The organism is Aminobacter sp. NyZ550, from assembly GCF_025628925.2.
Taxonomy (GTDB): Bacteria; Pseudomonadota; Alphaproteobacteria; order Rhizobiales; family Rhizobiaceae; genus Aminobacter; species Aminobacter ciceronei.
Genome location: NZ_CP114190.1, coordinates 4506733 through 4523790 on the forward strand (window position 1 = coordinate 4506733; position 17058 = coordinate 4523790).

The window sequence follows — 17058 nt, forward strand, 5'->3', positions numbered from 1 at the left end:
CCGGAGGTGTTGATGCCGTGGAAGGAGAGTTCGGTGATGGAGGAACGTCTTCGTTTTGTTGCGCGGCTTCTGGATGGCGAGGGCATGAGTGATGTGTGCCGAGAGTTCGGGATTTCCCGCAAGACCGGCTACAAGATCCTCAACCGCTACAAGGACGACGGCCTGGAGGCGCTGACCGACCGGTCACGGCGGCCGGTCCGCTATGCCAACCAACTGCCCTGTCAGATCGAGCAGGCGATTGTGAAGGCCAAGAAGGACAAGCCGCACTGGGGCGCCAGGAAGATCCGTGAGCTTCTGGTGCGCAAGCTGGCCGGCGACGTTCGGCTGCCGTCGACGAGCACGGTCCATGCCGTGCTCGACCGCCACGGCCTTGTCACGCGCGCCCGTCAGAGGCGGCGCTGCAAGGCCGAGGGCACGCCGCTGTCGGCGGCATGCTGCCCCAACGATCTGTGGTGTGTCGATTTCAAGGGCGAGTTCAGGCTCGGCAATCGCCAGTACTGTTACCCTTTGACGGTGACTGACCAGGCCTCGCGCATGATCCTTCTGTGCGAAGCCCTCGAATCAACGCGGGAGGTGCCCGTCGTCGAAGCCTTCGTGAGGTTGTTCAAGCAGCGCGGCCTGCCGGCGGCGATCAGAAGCGACAACGGGCTGCCCTTCGCCTCTCCCAACGGGCTCTACAATCTGTCCAGGCTCTCGGTCTTCTGGCTGCGGCTGGGCATCGACATCGAGCGCATCAAACCCGGCAACCCGCAGCAGAACGGCAGGCATGAGCGTATGCACCGGACCCTCAAGCAGGAGACGACCCGGCCGCCGGGCATGAACATTCTACAGCAGCAGGCCAGGTTCGATGCATTCGTCAGCGAATTCAATGCCGAACGACCGCACCAAGCGATCGGCATGAAGGTGCCGGACGAACTCTATAAGCCCTCTTCAAGAGCCTATGAGGGGCTGCCAGACCTGCATTACCCCTTCCATGACCGCGACATCCTCGTCACCGCCTGTGGCCGCATCTGCATGCACCGCAAGAAGATCAATATCTCGACCGTGCTCGCCGGCCAGAGGCTCGGAATCACTGAAGTCGACGACGCCATTTGGCTCGTCTCCTTCATGCACTATGATCTTGGCTATATCGACCTCGAACAGAGGACCCTGCAGACCATCGACAACCCGTTCGGCACGAGGTTGTCACCCATGTCTTAGGTACAAACTGTTACCTATGTCTTCGGGCTGTACACGTCCTGATCTGGTTGCAGGGGGAGGATTTGAACCTGCGTCCTTTTGGTTATGAGCCAAGCGAGCTACCGGGTCGCCCTGACAGACGACCGTTAAAGTGTCTGGCGTCGCCGATAGCGGCGATCATCGATCAGCGCCTTTACGACCACTCCTGCTGTGCAAAACAGTCCGCCCCCCACGAACCAGCCTACCGGCCCCAAAAGCCATCCGGCGAAGACAACCCCGCAGCAGAGCGCTAGAAGGACCCCAATTGCTATGAAGTAGAGTTTGCCGTCAGACATAACGCGAAGAGTAACACCTTCTCCACAGGCGGCAATATCACCCCGCCCGCTTAACGGGTGCCCTTTGATCCAGAAGTTCAGGGAGGTGTTGGGGGCTTGGCATCGGCGGCGCGCCAGTGATTGGCGTAAGTCACCGAAGATATCTGTTCTGGGTCTGGTTCTGCCTGCTTTCGGACAGCGGGTCACCGCCACTGTTCAACCGATCAAGCTGCTTCCGGTTGAGATCGTTCGCACTCTGTTGACAAATACGGGTTACAGCCCGGCGAAGCGTTCGGACATTCATGCCCTCGCGACTGGCGAAGTCGTTGATTGACCGGCCACCGCGCACCTTCACCCAGGCCCAAGCATAGCCCCAAACGAAAAAGCCGGGCTCGCGCCCGGGCCTTCTTTGTTGCCGTTGCGACGCTTTCCGCGCTCTAGCGGCGCGCTTCCCTGATGCTGTCGCTGAAGCGGCGGAGGGGGCCGAACAGGCTCTTGCGCAGAAAGAGCTGGTCGCCATGGTTCGGCGGGCGCCTGGCCTCGATGAAGCCATGCTGCCTGAGGAACCGGCGCAGCTCCGGCTGCAGCACGCCGCCGTCATAGAAGCGCTGCAGCGACACTTCGACGATCACCGCCTTGGCTTGCGCCAGCAGGCCGGTTGCGCCCTTCAGCACCATCAGTTCCGCGCCCTGCACGTCGGCGGCGACCAGGTCGGCCTTTTCGAAGCCATTGACCATGGCGATGTGATCGAGCGTGTCGGTGCCGACCTCTTCGGAACCGCCGGTTTCGCTGACCTCCGGCCACGTCTGACGGAACAGATCCGTCGCCGCGAAGATCGAGCTCGAAGCCCCCTCATTGCTGAACTGGCGCAGCACGACCTCGTCGCCTGCCTTGTCGGAAGCGAAGGCATTTACCGCGACATGGCGCGTGCCGTGTCCGGTCGGCTTTGCCAGGCGTTCGACGAGTTCCTGGTAGACGCCTGTCGAGGCCTCGACCCACAACACATCGGTCAGCCCGAGCGCCTCGTAAGCATCACGCTCCTCGCCATAATGGGCGCCGACGTGGATCGCCCTCTTCAGTCCGAGGCGAGCACACAGGCCTTCGCGCAGCAGCACCAGCGGCTCGCGCGGCCTTTCGAGAACACCAAACTGGCCGAGTAACTGTCGGAACATTGTTGACCCTGTGCTGGCTGGCGGCATTGTAACGCCTGCCTCGACCGCCCATTAGACGAGACATTGCGGGTTGGATACAGCGGTGGCGAGACGGCTGTGCATAAGCATGGTCGGCGGCCCGTGCTTGCGACCCTCGGCGACGCCCCCGTCCTTCGTCATCCCAGGGCGAAGCAGGAGCGCAGCTCCGTCGCGGAGACCCTGGGATCCATGCCGTGACGTTGCAGCGGCGCGCAGGCGGTGTAGGACGTGTGCTCTTCTACACCCTATTTAGCCTTCGTCACCCTCACGGCATGGATCCTCGGGTCAAGCCCGAGGATGACGAAAAGAGGAGGCCGTTCGCGGCAACCGAAGCGGAGGGGCCGCTCGCGGCAAGGACCATCGCGACGCCCCCACCCCTTCGTCATCCGAGGGCGCAGCAGGAGCGCAGCTCCGTCGCAGCCGCTTCAAATTTGATTTCCGTTTCCGCCGCTGGCACTAAGCGGCATGATTTGCAGCGACCGACACCGATGAAAAAGAGCATCGTCAGCACCATCTATGGCGGCCTTGGCAACCAGATGTTCCAGTTCGCCATGGGCCGCGCCATGGCGCTGCGCAGCCGGAGCGCGCTTGTGCTCGACACCAGGTGGTTCGACAGCTCGCCCTCGGTGAGCTTCCGGCTCGGCCATTTCAACATCGGCCCGGCCGTGACCTCAGGCACGCTGCCGCCACGGCGGAGGCAAGAGCGGCTGAGTTATTATCTCTGGCACGCGACAGGACGCTTCCCGACCCGGGTCAGGGAGAACGGCCTCGGCTTCGATCCGGCGATGCTTTCCCCGCGCAGCAATCTCTGGCTCGACGGCTACTGGCAGTCGCAGCGCTATTTCGCCGATTGCACTGAGACGATCGCCAACGATTTCCGCATCGTCACGCCGCCCAGCCCGGAGAACGCCAAACACCTCGCGGCAATCGCCGCCTGTCCGGCGATCTCGCTGCATGTCCGGCGCGGCGACTATCTTCTGCCGGAAAACCAGGCGCTGTTTGCCGCCTGCTCCAAGCAGTATTACGCCAAGGCCGTGGACCAGATGATCGCGAAGATGACTGAGGAGCCGGTCATCTATGTCTTCTCCGACGATCCCGACTGGGCCCGCGACAACCTCGCCTTCCCGGTGGAGAAACGGGTGATGGGCCATAATGGCCGCGACGCCGACTATGAGGACATGCGCCTGATGAGCGCCTGCCGGCATCACATCATCGCCAACTCAAGCTTTTCCTGGTGGGGCGCCTGGCTCAATCCCTCGCCCGACAAGATCGTCATCGGGCCGGCGGCATGGTTTGCCGATCCCACGGCCAGCAACCCCGACATCTTGCCCGATGGCTGGCTGCCCTTGTCCAATCAAGGCTGAGTGCCGGGCCCGAGCACAAGGGCTGAGCAACCGTGTCCGGCCGCAGGCTCTCAACCTTGCGGGACGATCGCCTTCAGCTCCGGGAATTTTTCGTCGAAGCGGGCGGCCCAGCGCTTGAGGCGTGGGCGGCCCTTCTCCCACTTGCCGGGGAAGCGCAGGTCGAGATAGCCGATCGCCGCCCTGAGCGCGATCTGGCCCGTGGTGATCGCCTTGGGCAGTTTCGGCGGATTGGCGTTGAGCAGGTCGAGCGAGCGCGTCACCTTCGACCACTGCTTGTCGATCCAGGGCTGGTGGACGATCTCCTCCGGACGCCCGCGGCGTTCGTAGACGATCGCGAGCAGGCAATCGCAGATGCCGTCGGCCAGCGCCTCCAGGCGTTCGGCATCGAGGCGCTTGTCGGCGTTGCGCGGGAACAGCTTGTTGCCGGACAGCCGGTTCAGGTATTGGGTGATGACGCGGCTGTCATAGATGCTCTGCCCGTCATCTGTGATCCAGACCGGGATCTTGCCGAGCGGATTGGCGTCGGTCAAAAGCGCCGGCTGCGGGCCGGTCTCGACGGTGACTGTTACAACCGGAATGCCGGCATAAGCGGCCGCCATGCGGACCTTGCTGCTGTAGGGCGAAGCGGGAGAATAGAAAAGTTTCGGCATGGAGGTCCCCTTTTGCGCCGGCGACCATATCAGCACGTGCTGTTCCGGCAACATCCGGCTGCCAGAATGAGGGGCAAAAATCAGCGGCCGCGCACCGGCGGCATCACGACCTTGTCGAGCCGACAGCCGCGGCGCTCGATCTCGGGACAGGCGCGGAAGGCGAGATCCTTGCCCATGCAGATGCGCAGCTCGCGCAGATAGCGCCTGTCGCAGGTCACCGCGACCGCATCGGCCGGCATATCGGGATTGGATTGCAGGAAGGCACGCTCGGCCTGGCCGGGCGCCAGCGTGCGATAGCTGGCCAGGCTCTTGAATTCCTTTGGAATTTCGATTCTGTCGCGGGCCGCCCGCAAGACCTTGAAATAGTCGTCCTGGCCAAGCCCGCTGCAGGTGCCATGCTTGCGCCACTGGTGACGGATCAGGCCGGCCGAGGGGATCAGGTCGTAGAGGCCGCGCAGCCTGTCGCTTGACACGTCGCTGACGTTTGTCGGGCAGTTCTCGGGATAACCGCGCTCATATTGCGGCCACAGGCCATGCACGACGAAGCCATAGGGGCGGCCGGTGCGGCATTGCTGGCCGTTGGCCTGCTCACCCTCGGCCTCGCAATAGCTCGGCGACCAGGACAGAGCCAGCACGTAGAAGTCGAACCCTTGTCCACGCGGGACAGCCGCGTCGCTGGTCCCGGTGGCAGGCCCGGTGGCAGGCTTGCCGGCAGGCCCGGTGACGGGCTTGTCGGCAGCCCCAGTGGTAGCCTTGTCGGCAGCCCCGGTGGCAGATTTGTCGGCGGGTTGCGACTGCTCGGCCGGCGCACAGGCCGCCAGCAAGGCAAAGGCCGCAGCTGTCAGCGCGGCCTTTACGAAATTGCGGATCATGTCAGCCCGGCTCGCCTCAGCGCAGGACGCGGCAGCGGCCGTTATAGACATACCAGCGGTCGAAGCCCGAGACGCAGAACTCGACATTGTCGCCGATCGAGGCAAAACCCATGCCCTCCTCGATCAGGTACCAGATGTCGCGGTCAGCACCATCGGACAGGACCACTGTCGCGCCGCAATAGCGGCGGCCGATCGGATGGTTCTCGTCGGCCGGCTCGTAGCGGTGTTCGTGGATGCGCTGGAAATCGGTGATGGCAACCTGCGGCAGGTTCGGCACGTGGCGGACCTGGTAGCTGAAGCGGCTGGTGATGCGGTTGAGCACGGCAGCGTTGCCGCAGATGCCCGGATCGGAATAGTCGGCGCCGACGGAGAGGTCGGCTGCCTGCGCGGAGCCCGCGCCCGACAGGGCCGTTCCGAGGCCGATCATAACGGCAAAGATGGTGCTGGCGACGCGACTCATGGTTCCCACTCCAAGGCTTGTGGGGCGCAGTTTGCGGTGTCGCCGCTTCGCGGTCAAGAAGCGGCGTCTTCGCCCGCCAGCCACTCGACCGACCAGCGCGCGCCGGGGCCTTCGGCCAGCAGCTTGCCGAGCGCCGGCAGCATGGTGTTGAGCTCGGCTTCGAGCTGGTAAGGCGGGTTGACCACCACCATGCCGGTGCCGTCGAGCCGCGGCTCGGCCGAGGGCGGCCTGATGTAGAACTCGATGTCCATGATCTTGGGGATGCCGGCATCGCCAAGCGCCTCACGGAACGCCGCCACCGCCTTACGGTCCTTGACCGGATACCACAAAGCGAAGATGCCGCCCGGCCAGCGCCGGTGCGCCTTCTTCAGGCCCTCGACCAGCCGCTCGAACTCGCCGCCGATCTCGAAGGGCGGATCGACGAGCACCAGGCCGCGCTTTTCCTTGGGCGGCAGATGCGCGCCGAGCGCCAGCCAGCCGTCGAGCTCGGTGACGCGGGTCTGGAAGTCGCCTTCGAAGTGCTGGGCAAGCGTCCTTGCGTCCTCGGGGTGCAGTTCGATCGCCGACAGGCGGTCCTGCTTGCGCATGAGATGCCGCGCAATGACAGGCGAGCCGGGATAGCGCGAGATGCCGCCCTCTGCGTTGACGGCCCTGACTGCGTCGAGATAGGGCGCCAGCAGAGCTGCGGCGTCAGCGGGCAATCGGGCCTCAATCAGGCGGCCGATGCCGTCATGCCACTCGCCCGTCTTTTCGGCCTCTTCCGATCCGAGGTCGTAGAGCCCGATGCCGGCATGGGTGTCGATGACGCGAAACGCCTTGTCCTTGCGCTTGAGATAGTCGACCAGCCGGGCGAGCACGGCGTGCTTGACCACGTCGGCAAAGTTTCCGGCATGATAGGCGTGGCGATAGTTCATGACCTGTCGGCGTCCCTGCCCCAACGCGGCGCAGGAGGCGGCGAATTGGGCGGCTGGGAATTGGGATTGTCGGGCCGGCTGTCCTTCTTGCGGCGCAAGGACAGCACCAGGCCGACAACGCCTATAGCCATCAGCGACAGCCCGATCGGTTGCGCCCGCTGGTCGACCTCGAGGCCGCCCGAACGCAAGATGAGATCGACGCGCTGGATCTGGATGTTGTCGGCGTCGCCCTGCTCGATGACGAAGCGGTAGCTGCCCGGCTGGACCTCGCGGATCAGCCCGGCATCGTCGCGGAACACCGGATCGGGCAATTGCGGGCTGCGCTCGCGCGGCGTGGTGTCGTAAAAATTCAGCGCCTCGGCGAGCACGGTCTGGCCGCGCGTCGAGGCGGTGATGGTCAGCACGGCACTTGCCGGATTGACCTGCGGCGGCGCCAGCGTGGTCAGATCCACCAGCACACGCACCGGCGCATCGCTCGACGCCAGCGCGACCTCCACCGGGCGATACCCCCCTGACCGGTCATAGGCGCGGTAGGTGCCGATCTCGCGGCCGGCAAAATTGGTCGCCGCCCAGGGATAGAGGATGCCGAGACCGGTGCCGGCAAGCAGGATGATCAGAAACAGGAACCGCATGTCGCTCGTTACTCTGGACCGAAACAGCAATCGCCCCGACCGGGCGATTTTTTCGTACTACGGCTTTTGCGGCGTGGCGGAAAGGGTCGCCCGGCCATGCGAGGCAACTTCCCGTTCCATCTCGTCGAGCAGCATGTCGAGCCCGAGGTCGAAGGTCTTGTCGAACTCGGCCACTGTAAAGAATGCGCCGGCCGCAGCGACATTGGGAAAGTCGCGCCGCATTTGCGCGTCATCGACAACAGTCACAGCCGAGGCGCCCCTGGCGTAGCCTGCCGTCTCGTCGAGGATCGCCCCCATCAGGTAATAACCGACCGCGCGGAACAGCCGGGCGGCGCGCTCCTTGCCGAAGCCGCCATCCTCAAACACGCCGAGCACGCCGTCGAGCCAGGCCAGGCATTTGGGCGAATTCATGCGGTAGGTGACGAGGAACGGCGCGAAGGCCGGATGGGCGCGGCCGATGGCGCGGAAATCGCCCATGACAGCCCGTGCCCGCTGCCGCCAGGGCAAGGTGCGCGGCGGGACCTCCAGCTCGCCGACCAGCCTTTCGACCAGCGCCTCGAACAGATGCGCCTGCGAGGCATAGTGATGGTAGATACTCATCGCCTCGCAACCGAGCGCCTGCGCCAGCTTGCGCATCGAAAAGCCGGCCAGGCCCTCGCGCTCGATGACCGCGAAAGCGGCCTGCTCGATCATGTCGCGCGACAGCTTCACTCGCTTTTTGTTGATCGCCCTGTCCATCCGCCCGCCTTGACAACTTACACTGTAAGGATCATCAATTCGCGTACCTTACACCGTAAGGGAAAAATGATCCAGAGGAGGAAGTCATGCCCTTGAATGACGCATACACCTTCGCCTCGTTCCGCCGCACGATGACGGTCCTGGCCGGTACAGCTAGCCTTGCCATCTCGCTTGCCGCAATGCCCCTGCCCGCTGTCGCCGACGACTATGACGCGACAGTCAAGGACATCCAGAAGACGATGGGCACAGTGCCCGCCTTCATCAACCAGTTCCCGAGGGCGGGCCTGCCCGGCGCATGGGCGGAGCTGAAGGCGATCGAGCTCAGCGACAAGACCGCCCTGCCGCCGAAGACCAAGGCGCTGATCTCGCTTGCCGTCGCCGCCCAGATCCCGTGCAGCTACTGCATCTGGGCCGACACCGAGAGCGCCAAACAGGCGGGTGCTTCGCCGGAAGAGATCCAGGAAGCCGTCGCCATGGCGGCGCTGACGCGCCACTGGAGCACCATCTTCAACGGCATGCAGGTCGATTTCGAGACCTTCAAGAAGGATCTTGGCGGCGAGAAAAGCGCTGCCAAGTAACCGACCGGCGTCGGCGTCGGCAGCGGCGCGGCGGCCTGTCAGGTGCGCCGCGCTTTCTTGTGCGCCGCGCCCGTCTGGCCGTCAGGCCTTGCGCTCCCAGCGCTTGTCGGCGCCCTGCTGCCAGTAGGTCACCGTGTGGCCGGCTGTTTTCATCGTCTTCCAGTGTTCCCTCGCCCCTTCGAGCTGGGCGGCGTCGTGGCCGTCGAACAGGAACACCGCGCGCTGATAGGGCGTGATGTCGGGCGGCGCAGCACCATCGACGAGGAATCGGATCTCGGCGGCGTTGGCATTGGCGTCCGTCACCGTCAGCACCACCGGCTGGTCGGCGGCGTGCGCCTCGCGGTCGCTGCCGTGGGCGAGAAACGAATCGTCGCGGAAAGTCCACAGATGCTGGTCGAGGGCGTCGCGGCGCTCTTCGCTGCCACACTGCACCACCGCCTTCCAGCCGCGCTGCAGACTGCGCTCGAGCAGGCCCGGCAAGGCATCCTCGAGCGTCGATTCGGTCAGGTGGTAGAAAAGGACTTCAGCCATGAGGCAATGCTATGCCCCAATTCCAGTCGCGGGTGAAGCTTCCCAGGCAACCGCGCTGACGACGCGCGGTTGCCTGGACTTGGGCCTTAGCCCTCGTAGTGATCGCGGACGAGGCGATCGAGCAGCCGCACGCCGTAGCCCGACCCCCAGGACTGGTTGATCTCGTTGCTCGGCGCGCCCATGGCGGTGCCGGCGATGTCGAGATGCGCCCAGGGCGTGTCCTTGACGAAGCGCTGCAGGAACTGCGCCGCGGTGATCGAGCCGCCATAACGGCCGCCGATGTTCTTCATGTCGGCATTCTTGGAATCGATCAGCTTGTCGTAGTCCGAGCCGAGCGGCATGCGCCACAATTTCTCCTGCGTCGCCGTGCCCGCGACGGTCAGGCGCTCGGCGAGCTCGTCATTGTTGGAGAACAGGCCGGCATGGCTCTGGCCGAGCGCCACCATGATCGCCCCGGTGAGCGTCGCCAGATTGACCATGAATTTCGGCTCGAAGCGCTGGTTGCAGTACCACAGCGCATCGGCCAGCACGAGGCGGCCTTCGGCGTCGGTGTTGAGCACCTCGATGGTCTGGCCCGACATCGAGGTGACGATGTCGCCCGGACGCTGGGCGTTGCCGTCGACCATGTTCTCGACGATGCCGATGATGCCGACGACATTGACCTTGGCCTTGCGGGCGGCGAGCGCATGCATCAGGCCGGTGACGGCGGCGGCACCGCCCATGTCGCCCTTCATGTCCTCCATGCCGGCGGCCGGCTTGATCGACACGCCGCCCGAATCGAATGTCACGCCCTTGCCGACGAAGGCGACAGGCTTGTCCTTGGCCTTGCCGCCGTTCCACTGCATGACCGCCAGACGCGGCGGACGCACAGAACCCTGGGCAACGCCGAGCAGCGAGCCCATGCCGAGCTTCTTCATTTCCTTCTCGGTCAGGATCTCGACCTTGACGCCGAGCTTTTCGAGCTCCTTGGCTTCAGCCGCGAACTCGACCGGGCCGAGGATGTTGGCCGGCTCGTTGACGAGGTCGCGGGCAAGCAGCACGCCGCCGACGACGGCCTCGGCGTCGGCAAAGGCTTTCTTGGCGGCAGCCGGATCGGCGCAATGGATGGTGATCCGGGCCGGCTTCCTGTCCTCGGCCTTGCCGTCGCCCCCTTTGTCACCATTGTCTTTCTTGGTCTTGTATTTGTCGAAGCTGTAGCTCCTGAGCAGGATGCCCGAAGCAATGCCCGCCGCGGCCGCGCCATCGGCATCGACATCAGGAATGTCGAGGATCACGGCCACTTCGGTTGCCTTGCGCAGCTGTGCTGCAACCACGCCGCCGAGCTTCAGCCAGGCATAGTCGTCGAGCGAAGACGCCTTGCCCGTACCGATCGCGACGAGACGGTCGACGGCTGTGCCTTCGGGCGCCAGCACCTCGACGACGCCGGCGAATTTGCCTTTGAAATCGGCGACGGGAAAAGCACGATCGAGCGCCTTGGCCGGATCGTTGGCACGCGCCGCATCGCTCAGCCCGCCCTCGTCTGCGGAAAAGACGATGACGGTGCCCTTCTTGGGCGTGCCCGGCTTGGCAAAACTGATCGACGGCTTAGAAGTCATGATATCCCGCTTTCGGATCCCGTTCAGATGGTGCGCGACATTTCGTCGTTTTCGCCGGTTTGGCAAGCCTCCCGTCATCTTGGCCCGATATGATTAAAGCTGAAAATTGTTCGGAAACCTCGTGTTAACCACTTCCGTTCGGCGTTTCTTAGCCATTGGCTAGGAGAGTCCGAATGGCGGGAGAAAGTGTTGGCGGTGCTGACGGCAGTTGTGCCGGCATGCCTTGGACTATAGTTTGGACACCCACCGGCCACGCGACGACAGTCGGCCGGCCAAGTCGGAAACACGGAATCCTGATCATCGATGAAGGTTGTTGAGCGCTACATTCTGCGTCGTGCGTTCGCGGTGTTCATCGCGGCGTTGACGTGGACATTGGCGATCGTCTGGACCACCCAGGTGCTCGGTCGCATCGACCTCGTCACCGACAGCGGCCAGTCGGCGCTGACCTTCTTCGAGGTCGCGGCCCTGATCCTGCCGACGGTCATTCCCATCGTCGTGCCGTTTGCCGTCATCATCGCCGTGGCGCTGACGCTGAGCACGATGAACAGCGATTCCGAGCTGGTGATCCTCAATGCCGCCGGCGCCTCGCGGCTCACCGTCATCCGGCCAATCATCATCCTCGCGGTCTGCGCGGCGATGTTTTCCTTCATCGTCGACAACGTCGCCAACCCGATGGCGCGCCAGCGCAACCGCGAGCTGATCGCGACCTCGCGCGCCGACCTTCTGTCGCTGATCATCCAGGAAGGCACCTTCCGCAAGGTCGACGATGGCCTGTTCGTGCAGGTCGGCGAGCGCCTGCCCAATGGCGGGCTGGGCGGCATCTTCGTCGCCGATTCGCGCGAGCCCAATGTCGACCTCGTCTATTATGCCAAGGACGGCTCGTTCATCGAACGCAACAACAAGCAGATGCTGGTGATGAATGAGGGCGTCATCCATCGCAAGGCGCCGGGCGGCGAAGTCTCGGTCATCAGCTTCGACTCCTATGCCTTTGATCTCAGTGAGTTTTCCGCTGCCGCCAACGAAGTCACCATGCAGCCGAAGGACCGCTCGACGTCCTATCTGATGCAGCCGCAGCACGGCGACAAATTCTACCAGCGCAACCCGCGCCTGTTCGACGCCGAGCTCAACCGCCGCTTCTCCGACTGGCTCTATTCGATCGCCTTCGCCTTCATCGCACTTGCGGTTGCCGGCGACGCGCGCTCGCACCGCGAGGCCCGAATCCATCCGCTTGTCACCACGGTGGCGATCGCCCTGTTCTTCCGCTGGCTCGGCTTCTTCGCCAACAGCAAGGCCGAAGCGTTCGCCTGGATCGGCTATGTCGTCTACGCCATTCCCATCGGCGCCTCGCTGTTTGCGCTGTGGTTCATCCGCAACCACCGCAGCATGGAACTGCCGGTTTCGGTCGCCGACCGCATGGCAGCGGCAGCCGCACGGCTGCGCGACGGCTTCACCGCCTTCCGCCAACGCATCACCGGCCGCGCTTCGGGTCAGGGAGCGGCATGATGGGCTGGACGCTTGGCCGCTATTTCCTCATCCGCTACGCCGTCATCACGACGTGGTTCTTCATCGGCATCTACGCGCTGATCTTCATCATCGACGTCACCGAATTCTCGAGCAATGTCGGCGGCCTGCCCGGCTTCAAGTTCTCGATCGCGATGACTGTTTCGGCGCTGCGCGTGCCGATGATCATGCAACAGACCGTGCCGTTCGTGGCACTGTTCAGCGCCATGGCGACGCTGGTTTCGCTCAACCGGCGTTATGAGCTGGTGATCGCGCGCGCCGCCGGCATCTCGGCCTGGCAGTTCCTGTTGCCCTGCTGCATCGGCGCGCTGCTGTTCGGCCTGGTCACCGTCGGCATCCTCAACCCGATCGCCGCTTACGGCTTCTCGCATTCCGAAACCATCGAATCCGAGCTGCGCTCGCGCCAGTCCAATTCGGTCTCGGCGTTCTCGGCGCCGTGGCTGCGCCAGAAGGCCGAGGGCACCGAAGTCATCATCGGCGCCCGCGCCGTGCTCAACCAGGGTCTCGAGCTGTCGGACGCGGTGTTCTTCATCTTCGACGACAAGGGTGACATGGTCGAACGCAAGGACGCCGAGCGCGCCTATCTGCGTGACGGCCACTGGGAACTGGTCAATGTCCGCAGCATGAAGGGCGGCAAGAATTTCACCTCCCAGCCGGTCGATCAGGTGCCCACCAACCTGAAGCCCGAATTCGTGCAGGAACGGCTGGCGCGGCCCGAAACGATTCCCTTCTTCGAGCTGCCGTCGAAGATCGAAGTGGCGCGTTCCTTCGGCCTCAGGGCCAACGCATTCGCCATGCAATTTCATTCACTTGTCGCCCTGCCCTTCCTTTTGGTTGCAATGACGCTCATTGCTGCAACAGTGTCGATGCGATTTGCACGTATGGGGCAGTCGGCAACGATGATTCTGGGTGGCGTCGTCGCCGGCTTTCTGCTTTATGTCGTTTCGGTTCTGGTCAAAGCATTTGGCAATGCGGGATTCGTGCCGACTTATATTGCGGCGTGGTTTCCAGTAGTGGTCGCAATGTTTTTCGGGGTGACGTTCCTGCTTTATAAAGAGGACGGTTAGTTGAGGGGCGCAATGGCCAACCGCAGGGCCCATATGGCAGGCCTTCTGGGCGCAACCGCGCTCGCGTGCCTGTTTGCGGTCGCGCTGCCGTCCGCACCTGCTTTCGCGCAGACTGTCGCCGACCTCGCACCCAGCGTGCCGGAAGGCGCGCAGATGCTGCTCGAGGCGGACACGCTGGTTTATGACAACGACGCCAGCACCGTCACTGCGGTGGGCGGCGTGCAGATCGACTATGCCGGCAACCGCCTGGTCGCCCAGCGCGTCACCTATGACCGCAAGACGTCGCGGCTGATCGCCAGCGGCAATGTCGAGGTCGTGAATTCCGACGGCACCAAGATCTTCTCGCAGGAGATCGACATCACCGACGACTTTGCCGACGGCTTCGTCAACACGCTGCGCATCGAGACCGTCGACAAGACCTATTTCGCCGCCGAAAGCGCCAAGCGCGAAGGCGGCTTCCTGACGACCTTCAACAACGGCGTCTACACCGCCTGCGAACCTTGCGAGGCAAAGCCCGACAAGGCGCCGATCTGGCGCGTCAAGGCACAGAAGATCATCTGGAACGGCAAGAAGAAGACAGTGCGATTCGAAAACTCGAATTTCGAGTTCTTCGGCTTCCCGATCGCCTTCCTGCCGGCCTTCGAGATCGCCGACCCGACGGTCAAGCGCAAGAGCGGCTTCCTGATGCCCGGTGTCAGCTTCAACAGCAAGCTCGGCATCGGCGTGTCCGTTCCCTATTATTTCGCGCTTTCGCCGACCTACGACCTCACCGTCAAGGGCACCGGCTACACCAAGCAGGGTTTCCTCGGCGAGGCCGAGTGGCGCCAGCGCTTCAACAATGGCGAATACAGCCTGAAGATGGCCGGCATCTACCAGATGAATCCGGACAAGTTCGACCTCAACACGGTCGATCGCGGCCCGACCGGCGACGAAAACAAGCTGCGCGGCATGGTCGGCACCAAGGGCCATTTCGACCTCAATCCGCGCTGGGCCTTCGGCTGGAACATCCTTGCCCAGACGGACAAGAACTTCTCGCGCACCTACAGCATCAACGGCTTCTCCGAGAGCACGCATCGCTCGGAAGTCTACCTGACCGGGCTCAACGACCGGAACTATTTCGACCTGCGCGCCATGCGCTTCCAGGTCCAGGAAGAAGCGCTCGACAGCGACCCGAATGCCCGCGCCGACAAGCAGCCCTGGGTGCTGCCGTCGCTCGACTATGCCTATATTCCCGACGCGCCGCTGGCCGGCGGCGAGTTGTCGTTCAACGTCAATTCGCGCGTCATCCAGCGCTCGGATCTCGATGCCAACCTGACGGCGCCGAACGGTCCGACGGTCCACGGCATCGAAGGCACGTCGAGCCGCATCACCGCCGAAGCCCAGTGGAAGCGGACCATCGTCACCGATGGCGGCCTGCTGGTGACGCCGCTGCTCGCCTTCCGCGCCGACGGCAGCTATGTCGACGCGTCGGCCGCTTCGCTCGCCGCCATCAACACCATGGCCGCCGACCCCCGCATCAACGTCGCCGAGGACGTGCGCTCGTCGCTGTTCCGCTACATGGCGACGCTTGGCCTCGAACTGCGCTGGCCCGTGCTATTCTCGTCGACCAGTTCGACCCATGTGCTCGAGCCGATGGCGCAGATCTTTGCCCGCCCGAGCGAAAGCGCCATTGGCGGCCTCGGCATCCCCAACGAGGATGCGCAGAGCTTCGTCTTCGACGCGGCGTCGCTGTTCGAGCGCGACAAGTTCTCCGGCTACGACCGCATGGAAGGCGGCACCCGCGCCAATCTCGGCCTGCGTTATTCCGGCAGCTTCAACAATGGCTGGACCACCAATGCGCTTGTCGGCCAGTCCTACCACCTTGCCGGCGACAACTCGTTTGCCGCACCCGATCTGGTCAATGCCGGCGCCTATTCCGGCCTCGAGACCGACACGTCGGACTATGTCGCGCTCGCCGGCATCGCCAGCCCGAACGGCTTCTCGGCTTCGGTCAGCGGCCGCTTCGACGAGCGTACGTTCGATGTCCGCCGTGCCGAGATGAAGGTCGGCCTCGACGCCCGTCCGCTCGCCGTGTCGGCGCGTTATGCCTTCATCCAGGCGCAGCCGCTCTACGGCTTTGCCAACGACCGCCACGAAGTGACGCTGGGCGCCACCGCCCGCTTCAACGACCAGTGGCGCGTCTTCGGCTCCGGCACCTACGACATCCAGGGCGACCTGCTGGTCAAGAACGGCGTCGGCTTCGCTTATGACGACGAGTGCTTCACCTATCTGATGTCCTATTCCGAGAGCCGCGATCACAACAAGCCGGACGACGTCTCGCGCACCGTCGGCTTCAACATCTCGTTCCGCACGATCGGCGACTTCGGCAACGCGACGAGCGCCTTCTAGGCCAGCGGCGGGAACGGCGGCACTGAGTTGTCGGGGCGGCCCGACATCGTTTTGCCGCATAAGACGGCAATGACGGGGCAGATGTATCCGGGCAATGCCCGGATCAGGGGTTTGAACGGGACTTTTTCTATGCGGAAGCACCTCTTTTCGGCAGGCCTTGCCCTGCTCGTGGCGGCGACGTCGCTTTCGATCACCGCCTATGCACCGCCGGCTCAGGCCAGCGAGATCAAGTACATCGTCAACGATGTGCCGATCACCAGCTACGACATCCAGCGCCGCGCGGCGTTCCTCAAGCTGCAGAAGCGCAAGGGCGATGCCGGCCAGGAGATGATCGAGCAGACGCTGCGCATCGCCGAGATGAAGCGGCTCAACATCCGCATCTCCGACAAGCAGGTCGACGACGCCTATGCCCGCTTCGCCGGCTCCAACAAGCTCAAGCCGGCGCAGATGGACCAGATCCTCGGTCAGGCCGGCGTAACATCGAGCCACTTCAAGGACTATATCCGCGCCCAGATGGGCTGGAACCAGGCGCTCGGCGCCCGCTTCCGCTCGGCTGACGGCGGCGGCATGTCGACCGAGCAGGACGCGGTGCGCCGCATGCTGCAGCAGGGCGGCGCCAAGCCGAGCGCCACCGAATACATGCTGCAGCAGGTGATCTTCGTCGTTCCCGCTTCCGAGCGCGGCACGATCGGCAAGCGCAAGCGCGAGGCCGATCAGATGCGCGCCCGTTTCAACAGCTGCGACCAGACACGCGAATTCGCCAAGGGCCTGCTCGACGTCACCGTGCGCGACCTCGGCCGCGTCATCGCCCCGCAGCTGCCGCCCGAATGGGCCGATCAGATCAAGAAGCTCAAGGCCGGCGGTGCCACGCCGGTGCGTGAGACCGACCGCGGCGTCGAGTTCATCGGCGTCTGCAGCTCGCGCGAAGTCTCCGACGACAAGGTCGCCCAGATGGTCTTCCAGGCCGAAGGCGCCACCGGCAAGGGCGGCGACGCCAAGGCCGAAGAGCTCAACAAGAAGTACCTTGAAGAGCTGCGGGCCAAGGCCCGCATCGTCACCCGCTAG

At 64.0% G+C, this 17058-nt stretch carries 16 protein-coding genes; 7 read left to right on the forward strand and 9 right to left on the reverse strand.

Going from position 1 to position 17058, the window contains the following annotated elements:
• Positions 1-12 precede the first annotated feature (12 nt).
• Positions 13-1200: an IS481 family transposase gene (locus N7E70_RS22425; RefSeq protein ID WP_067956582.1), complete on the forward strand. Its 1188-nt coding sequence runs from the start codon at positions 13-15 to the stop codon at positions 1198-1200.
• A 730-nt stretch (positions 1201-1930) separates the two neighbouring features.
• Here N7E70_RS22425 and N7E70_RS22430 read toward each other — a convergent pair.
• Entirely contained in the window at positions 1931-2665 is a 735-nt protein-coding gene (locus tag N7E70_RS22430) for an FkbM family methyltransferase (RefSeq protein WP_263007693.1), read from the reverse strand.
• Between the two features lie 506 nt (positions 2666-3171).
• Between N7E70_RS22430 and N7E70_RS22435 the strand changes: the two genes are divergently transcribed.
• The gene (locus N7E70_RS22435) at positions 3172-4047 is read left to right on the forward strand and encodes an alpha-1,2-fucosyltransferase (RefSeq protein ID WP_263007694.1); all 876 of its coding nucleotides are present in this window, start codon (positions 3172-3174) and stop codon (positions 4045-4047) included.
• 50 nt (positions 4048-4097) lie between these two features.
• On the opposite strand, the gene N7E70_RS22440 is transcribed toward N7E70_RS22435, so the two are convergent.
• The 6 genes from N7E70_RS22440 to N7E70_RS22465 form a co-directional block, all read right to left on the reverse strand.
• Positions 4098-4697, reverse strand: a complete 600-nt coding sequence (locus N7E70_RS22440; protein ID WP_263007695.1) for a glutathione S-transferase family protein — start codon at positions 4695-4697, stop codon at positions 4098-4100.
• Between the two features lie 80 nt (positions 4698-4777).
• A complete protein-coding gene (locus N7E70_RS22445) occupies positions 4778-5569 on the reverse strand; it encodes a ribonuclease T2 (RefSeq protein WP_263007696.1) in 792 nt (263 codons plus the stop codon).
• Between the two features lie 16 nt (positions 5570-5585).
• Positions 5586-6029 carry a hypothetical protein gene (locus N7E70_RS22450; protein WP_182574433.1) on the reverse strand — a complete coding sequence of 148 codons (444 nt, stop codon included), beginning with the start codon at positions 6027-6029 and terminating at the stop codon, positions 5586-5588.
• Positions 6030-6082: 53 nt separating this feature from the next.
• Positions 6083-6943: a 23S rRNA (adenine(2030)-N(6))-methyltransferase RlmJ gene (locus tag N7E70_RS22455; protein WP_263007697.1), complete on the reverse strand. Its 861-nt coding sequence runs from the start codon at positions 6941-6943 to the stop codon at positions 6083-6085.
• Complete coding sequence (locus N7E70_RS22460; protein WP_263007698.1) at positions 6940-7575, reverse strand: hypothetical protein; 636 nt, start codon at positions 7573-7575, stop codon at positions 6940-6942. The genes N7E70_RS22455 and N7E70_RS22460 overlap by 4 nt, the downstream gene beginning before the upstream one ends.
• Before the next feature lie 57 nt (positions 7576-7632).
• Entirely contained in the window at positions 7633-8313 is a 681-nt protein-coding gene (locus N7E70_RS22465; protein ID WP_263007699.1) for a TetR/AcrR family transcriptional regulator, read from the reverse strand.
• Between the two features lie 131 nt (positions 8314-8444).
• On the opposite strand from N7E70_RS22465, the gene N7E70_RS22470 reads away from it, so the two are divergent.
• Positions 8445-8891: a carboxymuconolactone decarboxylase family protein gene (locus tag N7E70_RS22470; RefSeq protein ID WP_442866525.1), complete on the forward strand. Its 447-nt coding sequence runs from the start codon at positions 8445-8447 to the stop codon at positions 8889-8891.
• An 81-nt stretch (positions 8892-8972) separates the two neighbouring features.
• Here the strand turns inward: N7E70_RS22470 and N7E70_RS22475 are convergent, their stop codons facing one another.
• Positions 8973-9422 (reverse strand): DNA polymerase III subunit chi, encoded by a 450-nt coding sequence (locus N7E70_RS22475; RefSeq protein WP_263007701.1) that lies wholly within the window; start codon positions 9420-9422, stop codon positions 8973-8975.
• An 86-nt stretch (positions 9423-9508) separates the two neighbouring features.
• Positions 9509-11017, reverse strand: a complete 1509-nt coding sequence (locus tag N7E70_RS22480; protein WP_263007702.1) for a leucyl aminopeptidase — start codon at positions 11015-11017, stop codon at positions 9509-9511.
• 303 nt (positions 11018-11320) lie between these two features.
• Here N7E70_RS22480 and lptF point away from each other — a divergent pair, with 303 nt between their 5' ends.
• The 4 genes from lptF (at position 11321) to N7E70_RS22500 (ending at position 17058) form a co-directional block, all read left to right on the forward strand.
• On the forward strand, positions 11321-12520 hold the full coding sequence (gene lptF, locus N7E70_RS22485; protein ID WP_154385087.1) for an LPS export ABC transporter permease LptF: 1200 nt from the start codon (positions 11321-11323) through the stop codon (positions 12518-12520).
• The gene (gene lptG / locus N7E70_RS22490) at positions 12517-13605 is read left to right on the forward strand and encodes an LPS export ABC transporter permease LptG (RefSeq protein WP_067964059.1); all 1089 of its coding nucleotides are present in this window, start codon (positions 12517-12519) and stop codon (positions 13603-13605) included. Before lptF ends, lptG begins: the two co-directional genes overlap by 4 nt.
• 12 nt (positions 13606-13617) lie before the next feature.
• Positions 13618-15993 (forward strand): LPS-assembly protein LptD, encoded by a 2376-nt coding sequence (locus tag N7E70_RS22495; RefSeq protein ID WP_263007703.1) that lies wholly within the window; start codon positions 13618-13620, stop codon positions 15991-15993.
• Positions 15994-16122: 129 nt separating this feature from the next.
• Positions 16123-17058: a peptidylprolyl isomerase gene (locus N7E70_RS22500; RefSeq protein WP_154385085.1), complete on the forward strand. Its 936-nt coding sequence runs from the start codon at positions 16123-16125 to the stop codon at positions 17056-17058.